The organism is Gibbsiella quercinecans, assembly GCF_002291425.1.
GTDB classification, from domain to species: Bacteria; Pseudomonadota; Gammaproteobacteria; order Enterobacterales; family Enterobacteriaceae; genus Gibbsiella; species Gibbsiella quercinecans.
This window is the reverse complement of sequence record NZ_CP014136.1, coordinates 478078-496566: the sequence shown is the minus strand read 5'-3', so window position 1 is coordinate 496566 and position 18489 is coordinate 478078. Positions and strand designations below refer to the sequence as shown.

The 18489-nt window shown below is 55.8% G+C and carries 13 protein-coding genes; 6 read left to right on the top strand and 7 right to left on the bottom strand.

Annotated elements, in window-relative coordinates; genetic code table 11:
- Nucleotides 1-921 (top strand): 2-hydroxy-3-oxopropionate reductase, encoded by a 921-nt coding sequence (garR, locus tag ACN28Q_RS02355; protein WP_257790443.1) that lies wholly within the window; start codon nucleotides 1-3, stop codon nucleotides 919-921.
- 389 nt (nucleotides 922-1310) lie between these two features.
- Nucleotides 1311-2336, top strand: coding sequence for an L-dopachrome tautomerase-related protein (locus ACN28Q_RS02350; protein WP_095844857.1), 1026 nt, complete (start codon nucleotides 1311-1313; stop codon nucleotides 2334-2336).
- Nucleotides 2337-2437: 101 nt separating this feature from the next.
- On the opposite strand, the gene ACN28Q_RS02345 is transcribed toward ACN28Q_RS02350, so the two are convergent.
- Nucleotides 2438-3505, bottom strand: a complete 1068-nt coding sequence (locus ACN28Q_RS02345) for an SDR family oxidoreductase (RefSeq protein ID WP_095844856.1) — start codon at nucleotides 3503-3505, stop codon at nucleotides 2438-2440.
- A gap of 93 nt (nucleotides 3506-3598) precedes the next feature.
- On the opposite strand from ACN28Q_RS02345, the gene ACN28Q_RS02340 reads away from it, so the two are divergent.
- A complete protein-coding gene (locus ACN28Q_RS02340) occupies nucleotides 3599-4537 on the top strand; it encodes a LysR family transcriptional regulator (protein ID WP_230469414.1) in 939 nt (312 codons plus the stop codon).
- A 35-nt stretch (nucleotides 4538-4572) separates the two neighbouring features.
- On the opposite strand, the gene aldA is transcribed toward ACN28Q_RS02340, so the two are convergent.
- The gene (gene aldA, locus ACN28Q_RS02335) at nucleotides 4573-6015 is read right to left on the bottom strand and encodes an aldehyde dehydrogenase (RefSeq protein WP_095844854.1); all 1443 of its coding nucleotides are present in this window, start codon (nucleotides 6013-6015) and stop codon (nucleotides 4573-4575) included.
- 1097 nt (nucleotides 6016-7112) lie between these two features.
- On the opposite strand from aldA, the gene ACN28Q_RS02330 reads away from it, so the two are divergent.
- Nucleotides 7113-8564 carry a sugar porter family MFS transporter gene (locus tag ACN28Q_RS02330; protein ID WP_095844853.1) on the top strand — a complete coding sequence of 484 codons (1452 nt, stop codon included), beginning with the start codon at nucleotides 7113-7115 and terminating at the stop codon, nucleotides 8562-8564.
- A gap of 77 nt (nucleotides 8565-8641) precedes the next feature.
- Here the strand turns inward: ACN28Q_RS02330 and ACN28Q_RS02325 are convergent, their stop codons facing one another.
- From ACN28Q_RS02325 to nfsB, 5 genes are all read right to left on the bottom strand, one after another.
- Entirely contained in the window at nucleotides 8642-9763 is a 1122-nt protein-coding gene (locus tag ACN28Q_RS02325) for an NADH:flavin oxidoreductase (protein WP_095844852.1), read from the bottom strand.
- Nucleotides 9764-9855: 92 nt separating this feature from the next.
- Nucleotides 9856-11244 (bottom strand): efflux transporter outer membrane subunit, encoded by a 1389-nt coding sequence (locus ACN28Q_RS02320; protein WP_095844851.1) that lies wholly within the window; start codon nucleotides 11242-11244, stop codon nucleotides 9856-9858.
- A gap of 3 nt (nucleotides 11245-11247) precedes the next feature.
- Nucleotides 11248-14367 carry an efflux RND transporter permease subunit gene (locus ACN28Q_RS02315; RefSeq protein ID WP_095844850.1) on the bottom strand — a complete coding sequence of 1040 codons (3120 nt, stop codon included), beginning with the start codon at nucleotides 14365-14367 and terminating at the stop codon, nucleotides 11248-11250.
- On the bottom strand, nucleotides 14367-15524 hold the full coding sequence (locus tag ACN28Q_RS02310; protein ID WP_095844849.1) for an efflux RND transporter periplasmic adaptor subunit: 1158 nt from the start codon (nucleotides 15522-15524) through the stop codon (nucleotides 14367-14369). The genes ACN28Q_RS02315 and ACN28Q_RS02310 overlap by 1 nt, the downstream gene beginning before the upstream one ends.
- Nucleotides 15525-16319: 795 nt before the next feature.
- Nucleotides 16320-16964 carry an oxygen-insensitive NAD(P)H nitroreductase gene (gene nfsB, locus ACN28Q_RS02305; protein WP_095844848.1) on the bottom strand — a complete coding sequence of 215 codons (645 nt, stop codon included), beginning with the start codon at nucleotides 16962-16964 and terminating at the stop codon, nucleotides 16320-16322.
- 518 nt (nucleotides 16965-17482) lie between these two features.
- Between nfsB and ACN28Q_RS02300 the strand changes: the two genes are divergently transcribed.
- On the top strand, nucleotides 17483-17692 hold the full coding sequence (locus tag ACN28Q_RS02300) for a CbtB domain-containing protein (protein WP_095844847.1): 210 nt from the start codon (nucleotides 17483-17485) through the stop codon (nucleotides 17690-17692).
- A 10-nt stretch (nucleotides 17693-17702) separates the two neighbouring features.
- On the top strand, nucleotides 17703-18488 hold the full coding sequence (locus tag ACN28Q_RS02295) for a CbtA family protein (protein WP_095844846.1): 786 nt from the start codon (nucleotides 17703-17705) through the stop codon (nucleotides 18486-18488).
- Nucleotide 18489 lies beyond the last annotated feature (1 nt).

Below are 18489 nucleotides of genomic sequence, written 5' to 3'. Positions count from 1 at the left end.
CTGGAAACCGTCTATACAGATGAGGAGACATCAATGAATATCGGATTTATCGGTTTAGGCATTATGGGCAAGCCCATGAGTAAAAATTTGCTAAAAGCAAATTACTCGTTGATTGTTAGCGATCTAAATCAAACCTCGGTAAACGAGCTCGTCGCCCTGGGGGCGATGGGCGCCACCAGTATCAAAGCGCTCGCAGCGCAATGTGACGTGATTATCACCATGCTGCCGAATTCGCCGCAGGTGAAGCAGGTTGTTTTGGGGGAAGAAGGGGTGATTGCCGGTGCAAAACCGGGCAGCGTATTGATTGATATGAGTTCCATCGCGCCTTTGGCCAGCCAGGAGATCGCCGCCGAATTAGCAAAGAAAAATATTTCAATGCTGGATGCGCCGGTGAGCGGCGGCGAACCGAAGGCGATTGACGGTTCGCTTTCGGTGATGGTTGGGGGCGATATTGCCCTATTTGAAAAGTATTACGACTTACTCAGCGCCATGGCGAGTTCTGTGGTACACACCGGGGATGTTGGCGCCGGGAATATCACCAAGCTTTCCAATCAAATTATTGTCGCCCTTAATATTGCGGCCATGTCGGAAGCCTTTATATTGGCGACCAAAGCCGGCGTGGATCCCCAGGTGGTATATAACGCTATTCGCGGCGGGTTAGCCGGCAGCACCGTCCTTGACGCGAAAGCGCCGATGGTTTTGGCTCGGAACTTCAAGCCGGGTTTCCGCCTGAATTTACACATAAAAGATTTGCAAAACGCCCTGGACACCTCACACAGCATTGGCGCGCATTTGCCCTTAACTTCAATGGTAATGGAAATTATGCAGGCGCTGCGTACCCATGATATGGGGGAGTTGGATCACAGCGCAATAGCGCGTTTTTATGAGGCGCAGACCGGCACGGAAATAAAAGCTAATTAGCGTTGTGCCAACGTATCCGCCGCTTGCAATCTTACGGGTAGATCATCGAGTGATATTCTTCTGCGGTAATGTGCTGCTGACAAAATAGCAGTGCGGTTGGCGCATGGTATGTCAATACGCCCGCCAGTATTTGTCGGTAAATAATGAAAGCCTGCTTCTTGCTATGACGTATATTTTTTATGGTGAATACGGCCGTATTTTGTGGCCCTTTATTATTAACGGAAATTTTAATGATGAGGTCGATGATGCATATAAAAGCCGATGTGGGAACAACGTCTTATCGTGTCCCAGCAAATAGAAAAAAATGTAGCCAATCAACTAATCGCGCCGGGCGGCACGGTAAAACGTATTATGCGGCATTGATTACCGGCGTCATGCTGGCGTGCGGTATGTGGTCGGTGCCGGCGGTATCCGCGCCGGCCCAGTTGGAAACGGTGATTACCACGCCCTACCAAATAAACGGTATCGCCGTTGCCCAGGATGGCCGGGTATTCGTCGGTATGCCGCGCTGGGTGCAGCAGGCCTCGTTTTCGGTTGGCGTGGTGGTGAACGGCGAGGTCGTCCCTTATCCCGGCGATAGCTGGAATACGTGGGCGCCGCAGTCCGATCCGGCGCAGCATTTTGTCAACATCAATGCGCTGCGCATCGAGCCGGATAAGCCGGATCACCTGTGGGCGGTGGATTGTACGTTGGGCAAAGGGGGCGCGAAGCTGGTCGATATTGATATTAAAAAGAATCAGATCGGGCGTGTGTACCCGCTTGATGCATCGATTGTGCCGGTACCGGGCGGCTGCCTTAACGATGTGCGCATTGTTAACCAGATCGCTTTCCTGACGGAATCGGGCACCGGTGCCATTATTACGCTCGATTTAGCCAGCGGGCAGGCGCGCCGTTTGTTGGCCAACAGCCAGAAAACCAAAGCGGAGCCGGGCAAGGTGGCGGTGATCGACGGCGTGGCGGAGAAAACGCCTGAAGGCGGCATCCCGATCGTCAATGCCGACGGCATTGAAATCAGCCCTGATAAACAGTGGCTGTATTTCTGCCCGCCGTTGGGGGGCACGTTGTGGCGTGTGCAGTTAAGCGATCTGCTTAACACCCAGCTTGATGAAGCCTCGCTTGATCAGCGGGTGGAAAATCTTGGGCCATTGATGCCGGTTGGCGGCATTCTGATGCTGCCCAGCGGTGATATGCTGCTGTCGGATGTGGAGCATTATGCCATCCAACTGCGGCGGCCGGATGGCTCGCTGCGCCAGGTGGTTACGTCGGCGCTGCTTGACTGGCCGGACGCCATGGCGATTGGGCCGGACGGCAAGGTTTACACCGGCGCCGCGCAGGCGCATCGCACGCCGGCCAACAATGGCGGCCGTGATGATACCCATCCACCGTTTCGTGTGTTGCGCTTCCCACTGCCGTGATGATGACGTGCGGCACGTGCAAAGAAAGGCGTAACCATTAACCGGCAACCGGCCGTTGATAAACCGGGGCCGGTTGCCGTGCACGGCGGGGCTGCCGGCGTTTACGCCGGAATAAGGCGCTGGGCCTTTAGCCGCTCGAACAGATCGACAAACGCATCAGGCGTGCTTTGGTAATCGAGGAACCCGGCCTTGCGGCTTTTCGTCATATCCGTCACCACTTCCATCGGCCGGCCGAGATCGGCATCCGTATGCCACCACGAAGCCAGGCGTTCAACGTTCGGTTCTTGTAACTGATATTTGGCTGCGATATCGGCCCATTGGCGCGCTGCATCCTGCATTCGGCCTTCCAGTGGGCGAAGCGTGCCGTCAAACGGCGCGGCCTCAATGCCGAAGTAGCCGGCCAACTGCGCCCACATCGATTTCCAGCGAAAAATATCGCCGTTTACCACGTTGAAATCCTGGTTTTTGACCTGTTCATTCAGCGCCGCCCATGCCAGGTGCCGTGCCAGCAGGCGCGCATCGGTCATGTCCGTGAGGCCGTTCCACTGCGCCGCCGAACCTGGGAAGACAAAGGGTTGGCCGCTGTGTTTGCACAGCGTGGCATAGACGGCCAGCGTCTGCCCCATGTTCATCGCGTTGCCGAGTGCGAAACCGATAATCGTATGGGGCCGATGCACGCTCCAGCTAAAACCGTAGCGATTGGCGGCTTCGAACAGCCGGTCTTCCTGCTCGTAGTAGAAATTTTCCACCGGTTGGCGGCCTTGTTCTTCACGAAACGGCGTGATCGGCACTGCCCCTGCGGCGTAGGCTTCGAACGGCCCGAGATAGTGTTTCAGGCCGGTGACCAATGCCGCGTGTTTAAGCTGCGCCGTGCGTCCGAGCGGTTCAAGCACGTTGCGCACCATGGCGCCGTTCACGCGAATATTCTCTTTCTCGTTTGCCTGCCGTGACCAGGCAGTGAGGAACGCATGGGTGATACCCAGCCCGCTAACCGCCGCCGCAACGGACTCGCTATCCGTAAGATCGGCGATGATCGGCTGGCAGCCAGGGACGATGGCGTTGCGCCCGCGTGACAGGCCGTAAACCGTCCAGCCGCTGGCAAGAAGGTGTTCAGCCAGTGCGCTGCCGATGATGCCACTGGCGCCGATAATCAGTGCTTTGTTGCTCATACTGTCGCTCCTGTTCTGGATGGCGTGGACTTCATGCTCTCCCGATATCATACTGAGGATAAATATTCCTGTTCATGATAAGATTTCCATCAATTGAAGAATTTAATTCATCAATCATCAACGGTTTTGCGCAGCGAGCGGCTCAAAGGCATCGTCCCGTTTGTCTGCGCCGCTGAGGCCGGCAGTTTTACCGCCGCCGCACAGCAGTTGAATCTCACCAGTTCAGCCGTGAGCAAAAGCGTCGCCCGGCTAGAGCAGCGCCTGGGGGTGGCGCTGTTTGAGCGCACCACGCGTCGTCTGAAGCTTTCCGACGCTGGGCGTGCCTATTACGAAACCTGCACCCAGATCCTGATGGAACTCAGTGAAGCCGAGGCCGTCATGCTGGCGCAAAAGCGGGAACCGACCGGCACGGTGCGCGTAGCGTTGCCCGCTTCGTTTGGGCGGCTTCGCGTGGTGCCGGTGCTGCTAAAATTTTCAACGCAGTATCCGGATGTGCGCCCGCACCTGACCTTTTCCGATCGCTTCGTCGATTTCGCCGAAGAGGGCATCGATCTGGCGGTGCGCATCGGCGGGCCGCCGAACCTCCCGCCATCGCTGGTTCAGCGCTGCCTGGGCAGCGAGCGCCTGATTTTCTGCGCCGCGCCAGGTTATCTTGAACGGCGCGGCGTGCCGCTGACCATGCCGCAGTTGCAGGAACACGATTGCATTGTTTACGGGCGGCCTGACGGCACGCAACCGCCCTGGGTGTATGCCACCGGTAACGGTGAAATCGGCCACTGTTTCGTGCGCCCGCGAATTGTCGCCAGCGATGCTGAAGCCCAGTTGGCTTACGTGCGGGAGGGGATGGGGATCGCGCAGCTGGCGACCTGGCTGGTGGAGGACGATTTGCGTACCGGTAAACTGGTGGAGATTATGGCGCAGCAGGCGACGGACGGACTGCCGCTCCATCTGTTATGGCCGGTGGCGCGGCAATTGACGCCCAAGGTCAATGTATTGGCGCAGTTGCTCGAAACCCATCTGCGGATTCGCTGAACGCGTTGGGGCGGCGGGCACCGCCCCAGGCGCTATCAGGCTTGGTACTGCAGGTAGACCACGTGGGTTTGCAGATACTCTTCCAGCCCGTGGCGGCCATCGGCGCCGCCGACGCCGGATTTACGCCAGCCGGCGTGGAAGCCTTGCATAGCTTCGAAGTTTTCCCGGTTGATATAGGTTTCGCCAAACTTCAGCTTTTTCATCGCCGCCATGGCGGTATTGAGATCGTTGGTATAGATGGAGGAGGTCAGGCCGAACTCACAGTCATTCGCCATCGCGATCGCTTCATCCAGCGTGTTGAAGGTGGCGACCGGTAAAACCGGCCCAAACGTCTCTTCATGCATGATGTCCATTTCCTGGCGCACATTGACCAACAGGGTCGGTTGGAAGAAATAGCCCTTGCCGCCGGCGCGTTTGCCGCCCACTAGCACCTGTGCCCCTTGCGCGATCGCGTTGTCCACCTTGGTCTGAACCGCATTCAGTGAAGCGGCATCGATCAGCGGCCCCATATCCAGCGCTTTTTCATTTGCCGGGTTGCCGTATTTCACGTTGTTAAAGGCGGCGGTCAAACGTGTGATAAACGCATCCTTGATGCTGTTTTGCACGTACACCCGTTCGGCGCAGTTGCACACTTGCCCGCTATTAATCACCCGCGAAGCGACAATGGCGTTTACCGCCAGATCCAGATCGGCATCTTGCATGACAATCGCCGGCGCTTTGCCGCCCAGTTCCAACGACACTTTGGTGATGTTTTGCGCTGCGGCGGCCATGGTTTGTTCCCCGGCCGCCACGCTGCCGGTCAGGCTGACCATCCCGACTTTCGGGTTGCTGGCCAATTCATGGCCCACCACCGAGCCACGCCCGGTGACCAGATTGAAGACGCCTTTCGGCAGCCCGACCTGGTGAACGATTTCAGCAAAGGCGATGGCATTGTTCGGGGTGAGCTGGCTGGGTTTGACCACGATGGTGTTGCCGGTGATCAGGGCGGGCGCCGCTTTACGTGCGATCAGGAAAAACGGAAAGTTCCACGGCAAGATGCCGGTCGTTACCCCAATGGCCTTCTTGAACACAAAAATATTCTCATTGCGCCGATCGCTTTGCACGATTTCACCTTCGTAGCGGCGCGCCCATTCCGCCATATAGTCAAGATAATCCGCGGTGAACAAGACTTCGGTATTGGCCAGCGCCTGGGTCTTACCCCCTTCGGCGACAATGATGTCGGTCAGTTCCTGCGCACGCTCACGGATCCCAGCGGCGATTTTATGCAGCCAGATGCCGCGCTCATAGGCCGGCGTCTCTTCCCAGGCGGCCTGGGCCTGCTCTGCGGCATCAATGGCGCGGCGCACCGCTTCCAGGCCCGCGTCCGGCACCTGCGAAATAATTTCCTCCGTGGCAGGATTCAACACATCGATCCATTTCTCGCCTGCGTGAGGGACGAATTCACCATTGATGTAAAATTGTTGTTGTTTTATAGCCATGGTTTCAACCTCGATAACAATATGTGGGGTATTTGTTTCTTATTTGTATGTGCTTTTACTCTGCCGGCATCAATAATGCAAACAGGCCGCAACGGCATAAAATGGAACGGAGAGTCGGGTGAACGGAAAGGGTAAGTAAAGCGCGTTTGTTTAAATAATTAACTAAAAAAACAAGGTGTTATTTTATGGCTGGCCGCGCAGAATAGCGTATCGCCAGGCATTACGCCGTATGATAAAACCTTTTATCATAACCGGGGTAACGCTGATAAACCTTTTGCTGATTGCCGCCGGCCTATTAATGATGGCAAAAATATCAGGCAACGAGCGCTTCTCTTCACAAAGTCATCGCATTTCTCTCGGGCTTTTTTTTGCCTTCCCGAAGTGCTGTTAGCCTGAACTTACGGAAAAATTTCAGGAAAATATGATCGGCTTCACAATTTTTCCTCATAGGTAAATTGCCAGGAAAGTTAAAAAAACAAAGCTACGTAGGGTGTTTTCACCAATATGCTCGCCGGGTATTTTATTATGGTTGAACGGCATGAACTAAGCGTTTAAATAATGGGCTGGTTATAAGTTTACAAACACGACATTCCAGGAATATCTATTCTACTTGTTATTTTATTAGCCTGAAAAATAACAAGGGATTCCTGTTGAGATTATTCAATGTATTGGAATGATAAATGGAATAAAATAAATCAGCCGCTAAATCCCCCCCCTGGAAATAGCAAGGCCACTCCCGTGATGCACTGATGGAATTATCAGAACAGGCCTGATGTGGTGCTGGATGCTAGGAATATCCTGAAATTTACAAAAAAATCACACGCACATTTACGGCCATATTGGTGAAAAGGTTCTTTATTTTGTTTTGTTATAATTATTTGATTATATTGGTTGTTTTATTTTGTCTTGTTGGTTTTCTCGTGATTCCTGTGGGGGTTTTTATTGGGATTATTTCGCTGAATAAGCGGGAAATTTCACTTCTACGGCTATTTTATACCTGATAGCGGCTATACTTATACGCTGAGCGTAAAAGAATCCCGGAATTTTAAGGGATAATTCATACTTCAAACTAAAAACATAGAGATGTAGAGATTATTATGGATTCCCACGATTCGACTTTGTCTCAGACCAGTGAAACACCCCGTGCAGTAACCGTAAGGCAGCGGATTTTTTTTGTGGTACTCGTTGCGACGATGGGCGCGCTGGCATTTGGTTATGACACCGGTATTATTTCAGGGGCATTACCTTACATGTCTTCTCCCACAGCCGAAGGTGGGTTGGGGCTGACCTCGTTCACTGAAGGGTTAGTTGCGTCGTCACTGGTTTTCGGTGCGGCAATCGGTTCCTTTCTCAGCGGTTTTTTCTCCGATAAGTTTGGCCGCCGTATCACCCTGCGTAGCCTGGCCGTTCTGTTTGTTGTTGGCTCCCTGGGCACCGCACTGGCCCCTTCAGTATCGACGATGGTTGCCATGCGTTTCCTGCTCGGGATCGCCGTTGGCGGCGGTTCCTCGACCGTGCCGGTCTTTATCGCGGAGATCGCCGGGCCAAAGCTCAGGGCGCCGCTGGTAAGCCGTAATGAATTAATGATCGTCACCGGGCAGTTGGTGGCCTATGTGGTCAGTGCCTTGCTCAGCTATCTGCTGCACGATGGGCATCTGTGGCGTTATATGCTGGCGATCGCTATGGTGCCGGGCGTGCTGCTGTTTTTGGGGACCTTTTTTGTTCCGGTTTCTCCGCACTGGCTGGTGGGGGAAGGGCGCCACGAGGAGGCCAGGGAGGTGCTTCACGAGCTGCGCGAAACGCCGCATGAGGTGCAAAAAGAGCTGAAGCAGATGCGTAAACAGGCCAAAGAGGCCGAACGCGGGCCCGACGTCATGACGCTGATTCGCGAAAAGTGGGTGCTAAGGCTGCTGGTCATCGGCATTGGGCTGGGTTTTGCTCTCCAATTCACCGGTGTGAATGCCTTTATGTATTACACCCCGATCATCCTGAAGTCCACGGGCCTGGGCACCACCGCCGCCATTACCGCGACCATCGGCAATGGGGTGGTTTCCGTTATTGCCACCATCGCCGGGATTTGGGCCGTGAGCCGTTTCTCAAGACGCCATATGCTGATTACCGGGTTTTGCTTTGTCATCTTTGCGCAGCTTTCGTTGGGCGCGGTGTTGACGCTGTTATCCGCCGATCTGACGCAAAGCTTTATTGCTTTAGGCTGCATACTGATCTTCCTGTTTTTCATGCAGATGTTTATCGCCCCGGTTTACTGGCTGCTGATGTCCGAATTATTCCCCATGCAGTTGCGCGGGCGGCTGACGGGGACCGCAATTTCGCTACAGTGGATTTTTAATGCGTTGGTCGCTTTCAGCTTTCCGCCGCTGATGGCCTTTGCCGGCAGCAAAACCTTCTTCATTTTCGCGTTGATTAACGTGGGCTCTTTGCTGTTTATCATGCTGATGGTGCCGGAAACGCGCGGGAAAAGCCTGGAAGAAATTGAAACGCATATGCGCGAGAAGTATGGCGAGAACAACGATAAGGCCACTCAGGCATAGAGCCAGGGGCCGCCGTAAAAACATCGCCCGCCGCATTTGCGGCGGGCGGATGCGTACAACAATGCCCGGGTGCCCGTTTAAGCCAGCGTCTGCAACGCGGCGGCGTTAAAATCTTGCAATGCAGCGTGGTTACCCGTGTGGATTTTGACTGCCCAATGGGGATCGCTCAACAGCGCGCGGCCCACAGCGATCAGATCAAATTCGTTGCGCGCCATGCGCTCAATCAGGTTATCCAGGCTGGCGGGTTTGGCGCTTTCACCGGCAAATGCGCCCATAAAATCGCTCGACAGGCCGACGGAGCCGACGCTAATGGTGGCGGCACCGGTCAGTTTTTTCGCCCAGCCGGCAAAGTTCAACCCCTGGCTGCCGTCGATCTCGGGAAACTCCGGTTCCCAGAACCGCCGCTGCGAGCAGTGCAGGATATCCACCCCAGCGTCGACCAGCGGCACCAGCCAGTCGCTCATGGCCTCCGGCGTCGGTGCCAGACGGGCCGCATAGTCCTGCTGTTTCCATTGGCTAACGCGCAAAATCAGAGGGAAATCAGGGCCAACCGCTTGGCGCATGGCTTTTACCACCTCGGCGGCAAAACGTGAGCGCTGTTGCAAGGTTGCGCCACCGTAGCCGTCGGTACGTTGGTTGGTGCCGGCCCAGAAAAACTGGTCAATCAGATAACCGTGCGCACCGTGGATTTCCGCCACGTCAAAGCCCAGGCGTTTGGCATCCGCCGCTGCCTGCGCGAAGGCGGCAATGGTGTCGGCGATAGCTTCTTCGCTCATCGCCACGCCGCGCGGCTGGCCCGGTGCGATCAGCCCCGATGGGCTCTCCACTGCCGTATCCGGCACCCAATCCGTCTGGAAACTGATGACCGAACCGGTATGCCACAGCTGCGGCCCCATCTTGCCGCCGGCGGCGTGAACGCCATCGATAACACGTTTCCAGCCGGCCAACGCGTCCTCGCCGTAGAAAAACGGGATCTGGGCATCGTTGCGAGCTGCAGGCCGGTTGATCACCGTGCCTTCGGAGAGGATCAGGCCGACTTCGCCTTCTGCACGGCGCCGGTAATAGGCGGCGATTTTTTCGTCAGGTACGCCGTTGGCGGCAAAGGAGCGCGTCATCGGCGCCATCACGATGCGGTTTTTCAGCGCCAGACTTTTCAGGTGGAAGGGTTGAAACAGGACATCGATATCAGAGCTGACCACAGGCTATATCTCCGCATTAGATTAACAACCTACCTAGTATAGCGTCGATCGGGTTTGCCATAGGCGCGCCGCACCGGGCGGCGCACGAAACGCTACTTCACACCGCCCCCCAACGATTCCCACAGCGTGATCCGGTTTTCGAAATCGGTTTGTTGCAGCGCGACCAGATCCAACTGCGTCGACCACAGCGTGCGCTGATCGGTTAATACCGTCAGGTAATCGCCGGTGCCCACCTCATAGCTGCGGCGGGCGATGTCGTAGCTGCGCTGCGCCGAGGCGACCGCCTGCACCTGCGCGTCCATTTGCTCATTCAATGTTTCGCGGCGGGCCAACGCGTTTGCCACATCTTCAAACGCGGTCTGGATCGTCTTTTGGTAAGTGGCAATCAGGCCCTTTTTCTCTGCCTCGGCGTAATGCAACTGCGCCAGATTGCTGCCGCCGGCAAACAGCGGCAGCGTGATACTGGGCGCAAACGACCAAACGTTGGTGCCGTGGCTAAACAGGTTCGATAGCGAACTGCTGCCAACGCCGGCGCTGGCGGTCAGTGATATGGTCGGGAAAAAGTTCGCACGCGCGGCGCCAATGTCGGCATTCTCACTCTTCAAATTGTGTTCGGCTTCAATCACGTCGGGCCGCCGCAGCAACACGGTGGAGGAGACGCCGGCCGGCACCAGGGCAATCGCCTGCGGCGCCAGGTTTTCGATCGGGCCGGGCAGCAGGTTTTCTGGCACGGTTTCGCCCACCAACAGGTTGAGGGCGTTGATGTCCTGCGCGACCAGCGTTTTATCACTGGCGACGCTGGCGCGCGCCTGCTGATAGGTGGTTTCCGCTTCGCTGACGTCGGCCGCCGACGCGGTGCCGACGCCTAACTGCCGTTGGGTAATGCGCAGCGTATCCGCCGCGCTGGCCATAGTTTGCTGGCTCAACGCCAGGTTGCTTTTATCCGCCGCCAGCGTTATCCAGGCGGTGGTGGTTTCGGCAACCAGCGTAATCCGCGTATTTTGCGCCGTGGCTTCGCTGGCAAGCCAGGTTTCTTTAGCGGCGCGTGCCAGGCTGCGGTTGCGGCCAAACAGATCAAGCTCAAAGCTGCTGATCGCGCCGTCGGCTTCGGCGGAACTGCTCACGCCTTCGCTTGCCGTGCGGCTGCGGGTTTGCGTCAGCTCCGCGTCAAGCGTTGGGAACAACGCTGCCCGCTCTTCGCCGTACAGCGCACGGGCGGCCTCAATATCGGCAATCGCTTTTTGCAGATCGCGGTTGCTGACCAGCGCGCGCTCCACCACCTTGTTCAGCCGCGGGTCGGCCAGCACCTGTTGCCAGTCGCTAAGTACCGTTTTGGCATCGCTGTTGTTCCCCTGCGTGAGCCAGGTTTGAGGCACCGGCGCCGCCGGGCGCTCATAGTGCGGATCGAGCGAGACACAGCCAGCCAACAGCAGCGACAGGCTGATGATGCTCAAATGAAATACGTTTTTATGATGAAACATCCGTTATTCCTCGTTCACATGGCGGCGAGTGAAAAAGTGTTTCACCAGCACAAAGAACAGGGGCACAAAGAAAATCGCCAGCAGCGTCGCCGTCAGCGTACCGCCGATGATGCCGGTACCGATCGCGATGCGGCTGTTCGCCCCGGCACCGGTCGATAACGCCAGCGGCAAGACGCCGGCGATAAACGCAATTGACGTCATCAGGATCGGCCGCAACCGTGTTTTCGCGGCAGAAATCGCCGCCGCCGACAACGACTGGCCCTGTTTAACCGCCGCTTCGGCGAACTCGACGATCAGGATGGCGTTCTTTGACGACAGCCCGATGGTGGTCAACAACGCCACCTGGAAATAGATGTCGTTATTCAGGCCGCGCAGCGAAGCCGCGAAAGACGCGCCGAGAATACCCAGCGGGATAACCAGGATCACCGAGAAGGGCACCGACCAGCTTTCATACAGCGCCGCCAGGCACAGGAACACCACCATAATCGAAATGGTATACAGGCTGAGGGTCTGGCCGCTCGCCAACTGTTCCTGCAGCGACAGGCCGCTCCAGGCATAGTTGGAGCCTTTCGGCAGCTTCGACGCCAGTTCCTCCATCTTGGCCATCGCCGCGCCCGAGCTGTAACCGTCGGTATTTTCACCGTCAATTTCAAACGAGGTAACGCCGTTATAGCGCGCCAGGCTTTGCGGCCCGAAGGCCCAATGGGTGGTGGCAAACGCGGAGAACGGCGTCATGGTGGTTTCACCGCTGCTGTTGGTGCCGCGCACAAACCATTTGTTCAGATCCTGCGGCTGTGAGCGGAACTGGCTGTCGCCCTCGATATACACTTCTTTTACCCGCCCGCGGTCGATAAAGTCGTCCACGTAGGTGCCGCCCCAGGCGCTGCTCAGCGTGGCGGTGACGTCGCTAAGATCCAACCCCAGCGCAACGGCCTTGTTGTTATCGATATCGACTTTCAACTGCGGCGTTTCCGGCAGGTCTGCGGCGCGTACGGATTGCAATTCCGGGCTGTTATTGGCTTCGGTAATCAACTGATTGCGCATTTTCAGCAGATCGTCATGGCTGGTGCCGCCGGCCGACAGTAGCTCAAAGGTGAAGCCGTTGCTTTGCCCCATGCCCGATAGCGAAGGCGGCGTCATGGCGATGACTTTTGCATCGCGAATGTCGGCCAGCGCCTTGTTCGCAGCCTCGGCGATGGACTGGGCGGTATTTTGCGCGCCGGGGCGCAGGCTCCAGTCTTTGAGCGCCACGAAGGCCATGCCGACGTTGTCGCCGCTACCGCTGAAATTGAAGCCGGTCACCGAAAACACCACGTCGGTATTGGCTTTTTCGTGGGTGAGGAACCAGTTGGTCACCTCGCTATTCACCTGGTTGGTGCGGTTAACCGACGATCCTGCCGGCAGCGTGAACTGCACCATCACCTGGCCCTGATCTTCGTTGGGCAGGAAACTGGTGGGCATATGCATCATCAATACGCCCATGGCGGCGGCCAGGGCGGCATAAACCAGCATCATCATGGCGGGGCGGCGCAGCCCCTTTAGCACGCCGTGCTTGTAGCGGTGCTCGGTGTTGGCATAGAAGCGGTTGAACCCGCCGAAGAAACCGCGGTTGTGGGGTTTGCTATGGCGCAGCAACGCCCCGCACAGCGCCGGCGTCAGCGTTAAGGCCACCACCACTGACAGCGCCATGGCGGAAATCAGCGTCACCGAGAACTGGCGGTAAATCACGCCGGTGGAACCGCCGAAAAACGCCATCGGCAGAAATACCGCGGAGAGCACCACGGCGATCGCCACCAGCGCGCCGGAGATTTCCCCCATCGATTTTTCCGTCGCGGCGCGGGCCTTTAGCCCCTCCTCGCGCATGATTCGCTCGACGTTTTCCACCACCACGATCGCGTCATCGACCAGTAGCCCGATGGCCAGCACCATGGCAAAGAGCGTCAGGGTGTTAACGGTATAGCCAAACGCCGACAGCACGCCGAAGGTGCCCAGCAGCACAACCGGCACCGCCAGGGCAGGGATCAGCGTGGCGCGCACGTTCTGCAGGAACAGGTACATCACGGCGATCACCAGGGCGATCGCGATCAACAACGTTTCTACCACGTCCTGCACCGACAGCTTGATAAATTCGGTGCTGTCTTTCGGATAGGCCACGTCATAACCTGCCGGCATACTGCTGCGGTATTTTTCGACGGTGGCCTTCACGGCCTTGGCCGTTTCCAGCGCGTTAGCGCCGGCGGACATCATCACCGCCACCCCTGCGGCCGGGTGGCCGTTGAGGCGTGACGTCGCGATATAGTCCTGGCTGCCCATCTCCACGCGCGCAACGTCGCCGATACGCACCACGGAACCGTTGGCTTCGCTTTTCACGATAATATTGCGGAACTGCTCCGGTGTTTGCAGGCGTGATTGCGCCTGTACCGTGGCGGTAATCTGCTGGGTGGGCGAGGTAGGCGCCGTACCAATGCTGCCGGCGGACAGTTGGATATTTTGCGATTCGATGGCGGTTTCAACGTCTGAAGGCATCAGATCATAGGCGGCCAGCTTGGTGGGATTCAGCCAGATGCGCATCGCGTATTCGTTGCCGAACACGTTAAGGCTACCGACACCCGGCACGCGCGCCAACGGATCTTGCATATTACTGACCAGCCAGTCGGCAATGTCGTTGCTGGTTGCCTTATTGGTCTTGTCGTACAGCGCCATGATCATCAGGAAGTCGGACTGGGATTTGGTCACCGTTATCCCAGCTTCCTGTACTTCGGTCGGCAGGCGTGATTCCGCCTGTTGCAGCTTATCTTGCACCTGAACCTGTGCGGTATCCGGGTTGGTGCCCAGTTTAAAGCTGACCGTAATCTGCACCGTGCCGGCGGAGCTGCTGGTGGAGGTAAAATAGAGCAGGTTATCCAGGCCGGTGAGCTGTTGTTCAATTACCTGGGTGACGCTGTTTTCTATGGTTTCGGCCGAGGCGCCGGCATAGGTTGCCTTGATTCTGACCGAAGGCGGCGCAACTTCTGGATACTGCGCCACCGCCATCGAACGGATGGCAAGAATCCCGGCCATCATAATCAGCAGGGCGATAACCCAGGCAAATACCGGGCGCCGGACAAAGAAGCGTGAAAACATCAGGCCGCTCCTTCTGTTGCTGCCGGTTTAGCCGCGGGCGTTGCCGCTGCGGCGCTGACCTGCACTTCAACCGGTTTGACGGTGTCGCCCGCGTTGACTTTGCCTGTGCCTTCAACGATCACGCGATCGCCGGCCTGCAGCCCATGGGTGATCAGATAGTTGTCGCCGGCATTGGTCGCGGTGACCACGTTGCGCAATACCACTTTGTTGCTGGCATCCACGACGAACGCCGTGGCATTGCCTTTCGGATCGCGAATGATGCTTTGCTGCGGCGCCAGCACCGCGTTTTCAATCACCCCTTCATCCACGCTGGCGTGAACGAACATGCCCGGCAGCAAAACGTGCTGCGGGTTAGGGAAGATGGCGCGCAGGGTGACGGAACCCGTTGATTCATCAACCGACACTTCGGTTAACTCAAGCTTGCCTTTTTCCGGGTACACCGAGCCGTCTTCCAGCGTCAGCGTGACGTCAAGCGTGTCGCTGTTGGTGGCGAGCGCGCGTTTACGCAGTTGCAGCAGATCCACGCTGGAGCGGGTGAGGTCAACGTACATGCTGTCGAGTGCGGTAATAGTGGTCAACGCAGTGGTCTGATTGGCGGTGACCAGCGCGCCTGGCGTGACGGTGGAGATCCCGATATGCCCGGAGATAGGCGCGGTTACGCGCGTCCAGTTGAGGTTGATTTTATCGGCCTCAAGCGCCGCGGCTTTTTCCGCCACGCTGGCCTTGTCTTCGCCGCAGGTGGCGGCGGCATCATCGGCATCCTGTTTGGATACGCCTTGTTCTTTCACCAGGATCGCATAGCGTTTGGCTTTTTGGCAGTCGGCAATCACCAGCGCCTTGGCGCTTTGCAGTGCGGCGGCGGCCTGATCGTAAGCGGCCTGATAGCTTGAAGGATCAATCTGGTACAGGGCTTGCCCGGCCTTGACCTCATCGCCTTCTTTAAACAGACGGCGTTGAATAATGCCGCCGACCTGCGGCAGCACGCTCGACGTCAAGGTTGCGGTGGTGCGGCCGGTTAGATCGCTGGAATAGGTGAAAGGTTGCGCTTTTAACGTGACCACGCCAACCTGCGGCGGCGCGGTTTTTTCCAGCGTGGTGGCGTCATGGCAGCCGGCTAATCCGAACAGGGTCAATATACATAAAATGCGTAATTCCATAGCAGGGGTCCAAATTAATAGTGGAGAATTATTTCCGGTGTGCAATGCTTCCAATGACAGCGTGTTTATCCCAATAAGTAATATCCGGAGAGCATAATTCCTCCGGATGACGTTTTAAGAATGGTTGGGTTAAAAAACACATCTCCGATTAAGTTTCATCAATACTCTTCCCCACCAAGCTGGATTTCTTGCACAGTTTTTGGCGTTTTGGGACGATGTCTTCATTACGCATTTTTCTCTCGATTGCTTTGGTGGGTATTCTTACATAATGATTTGTTCGGCTTTTTTCAGTTTTCCTCAGCGTGGAAAACGGTATTGGCCAGAAAAAATCAAGATATATCTCAGCTCGGATGGGGTCAAGATAGAAGGTTCATAAGTTGTTTTGTGGTAACTGATTGTATTATATGTAAATTATAGAATAATGGGGGCAATGTGAAGGCGCTGGCTTGTTCGTCCGGGGCGAAAGAGTGAATGTTTAATATATTGTTTTTATTGTTTTTTTATGGGGGCACCACCTATGGTGGTTAGAATATAAAAATTGAAGTGTAAAAAAATCGAAATAATTAAGTAACGGCATGCGTCTGTGTAAAAGATATATGACAATTGTTGCTCGCTACTATTTTGTTTTTAATTTTAAAAAAACATGCTTTGTTTCATGTGTTGATGAAAAACGTAATGATGAGACGAAAAATTACATATTATTGGCGATAATTTAATCTTGGCTGGAGTAAATATGAATAACTGTGCCCGCCGCAGCGTCGTTGCTGCGGCTTTGTTTATATTCAAGAGGGGCGATTACAGGCGCGTAATCACCTGCTCTTGTGCAAGACGTGATTTTGGTAATTTTGCATTAAAATCATTGCCGTCATGGTAACCCACCGCGGCAAGCACCACGCTGGTCAACTGCTTTTCTTCCAGCCCCAGTGCAGAGTCCAGTTTATCGGCGAAGAACCCTTCGATCGGCGTCGCATCCAGCCCCATGCTTGCCGCACCCAGCAGCAGGAAGCCCAGGGAAATATATGCCTGGCGAGCCATCCAGTCACGCTGTTGCTCCGGGGTATTGCTGTTACGGTTTACAAAATAGCGGCGGCCTTTATCCTGATTTTGCTCCTGTTCTTCACTGGCAAAGCGTCCGTCCTGTTTCTCTTGTGCCAGAAGGTTTTTCAGATGCGCTTCGGTTATTTTCGTATGGGTAGTGAAAACCACCACCATAGCGGATTTTTTGATCTTGTTGTGGTTCGCTTCGGTGACGGCAGGCAAAATTTTCTCTTTCGCTTCGTCGGATACCAGAGCGAAGAAATGCCAGGGCTGCGAATTCACCGAAGACGGGCTATAGCGCAATAAATCAAAAAGCTGTTGTTCCTGCTCCGCAGTGAGCGTTTTCGTTTCATCGTAAAGTTTGCTGGCGTAGCGGGTGCGCAATACTTGATCGATGCTCATGGATAAACTCCTTGTAAACCCTGTTGCAATGAGGGTTATTGATGGCGAATTTAAGCCGGTTTCAGGGAAACTGACGCTGTACTTATAGTAAATTATCGCCGCCGCAGGCGACAGGGGTACCGGCCAGCTTTACTGCTGTTTTCACCCTGCGCACCATTTATGCTCCATCAGAGGGAATCGGTTGCACTAAAAACGCGCTTGCCGGCAGTGTTCCTCGATGCGTTATCTTGTTAATAATGAATGCGCATTGGTTAACATTTTGTTTTTTCATGGCTAATTCTAAACGGGTTAATCATGGCATTGTTATTGCTTTGTAACAGCGTTGGCAGAAGCTTCCCTGTTGATTGGTGTATGCATTCTGGCGGCAGTAACAGCACGAAATAAAGACATGAACATGGCAAAGATGCCCCTGTAGCTCATAAGAGCTTAGGGGTTTTTTTTTGCCTTCAATAATCCCGGTAATCCTGTGTACTCCGGGAAACTGGCTGTTTTATACACAAACATCAAGGGGAAATAAGATGAGTAATATGACAATGGTTTCTGATGTGCAGTATGAGCCGATCCCTGTCGCTGAACTGGCGCCTTGGGCGCTTTTCGCCACGTTGCTGGTGCTGCTGGCGATTTATTTCGTTGGCGCGGAACAAGGGGCGACATCGATGTTTTCCGGTACGCAGGTGCATGAGTTTTTCCACGATGCGCGCCATTTACTGGGTTTCCCTTGCCACTGAGGAGTGCGCCATGATTGGAAAGTTATTATTCAGGGGGATGATTGCCGGCATTGTGGCCGGCGCCATCACCTTTGTTTTTGCCCATCATTTTGCGGAACCGCAAGTGGAGCGCGCTATCGCGTTTGAAGAGCATGGCGGTGGGCATGCCCATGGCGGTGACGCACATGCCCATGCCCATAGTCATAGCCATGGCGACGATAGCGAAGGTGATGGAGAAGCGTTCAGCCGCCAGACGCAGTCCGGGGTGGGCTTGCTGGCGGGGATGATGCTGATGGGCGCGGCGCTGGGCGGTGGGCTGGCGCTGGTCTGGGCGTTCAGCTATCAGCGCGTTGGGCCATTTGGCCCACGCACGCTGGCGTTGCTGTTAGCCCTGGGGGGCTTTCTGGCGTTGAGCGTGATGCCGGGGATTAAGTATCCGCCTAATCCGCCGGCGGTCGGAAACCCCGACACCATTGGTTATCGCACGGCGCTCTACTTCATCATGCTGCTGGTATCCGTCGGCATTATTGCCGTTTCTGCGTGGTGCGCCCGGCGCTTGCTTCCGCGCCTTGGCGGTTGGAATGCGGCGCTGTCGGCTTGCCTGCTCGGCGTTATCTTGTTGCTGGCGGCTTGCGCGCTGTTGCCGGCGATAAATGATGTGCCGGAGACGTTTTCAGCCGATTTGCTCTGGCGCTTCCGCCTGTCCTCTATTGGCATTAGTTTTGTGCTGTGGGCGGGGATCGGTGTGATGTTTGGCGCGCTCGCCGAAAACATGCTGCCAGCACGCCGGCAGCGCATGTCTTTCGGGCATGGTTGAA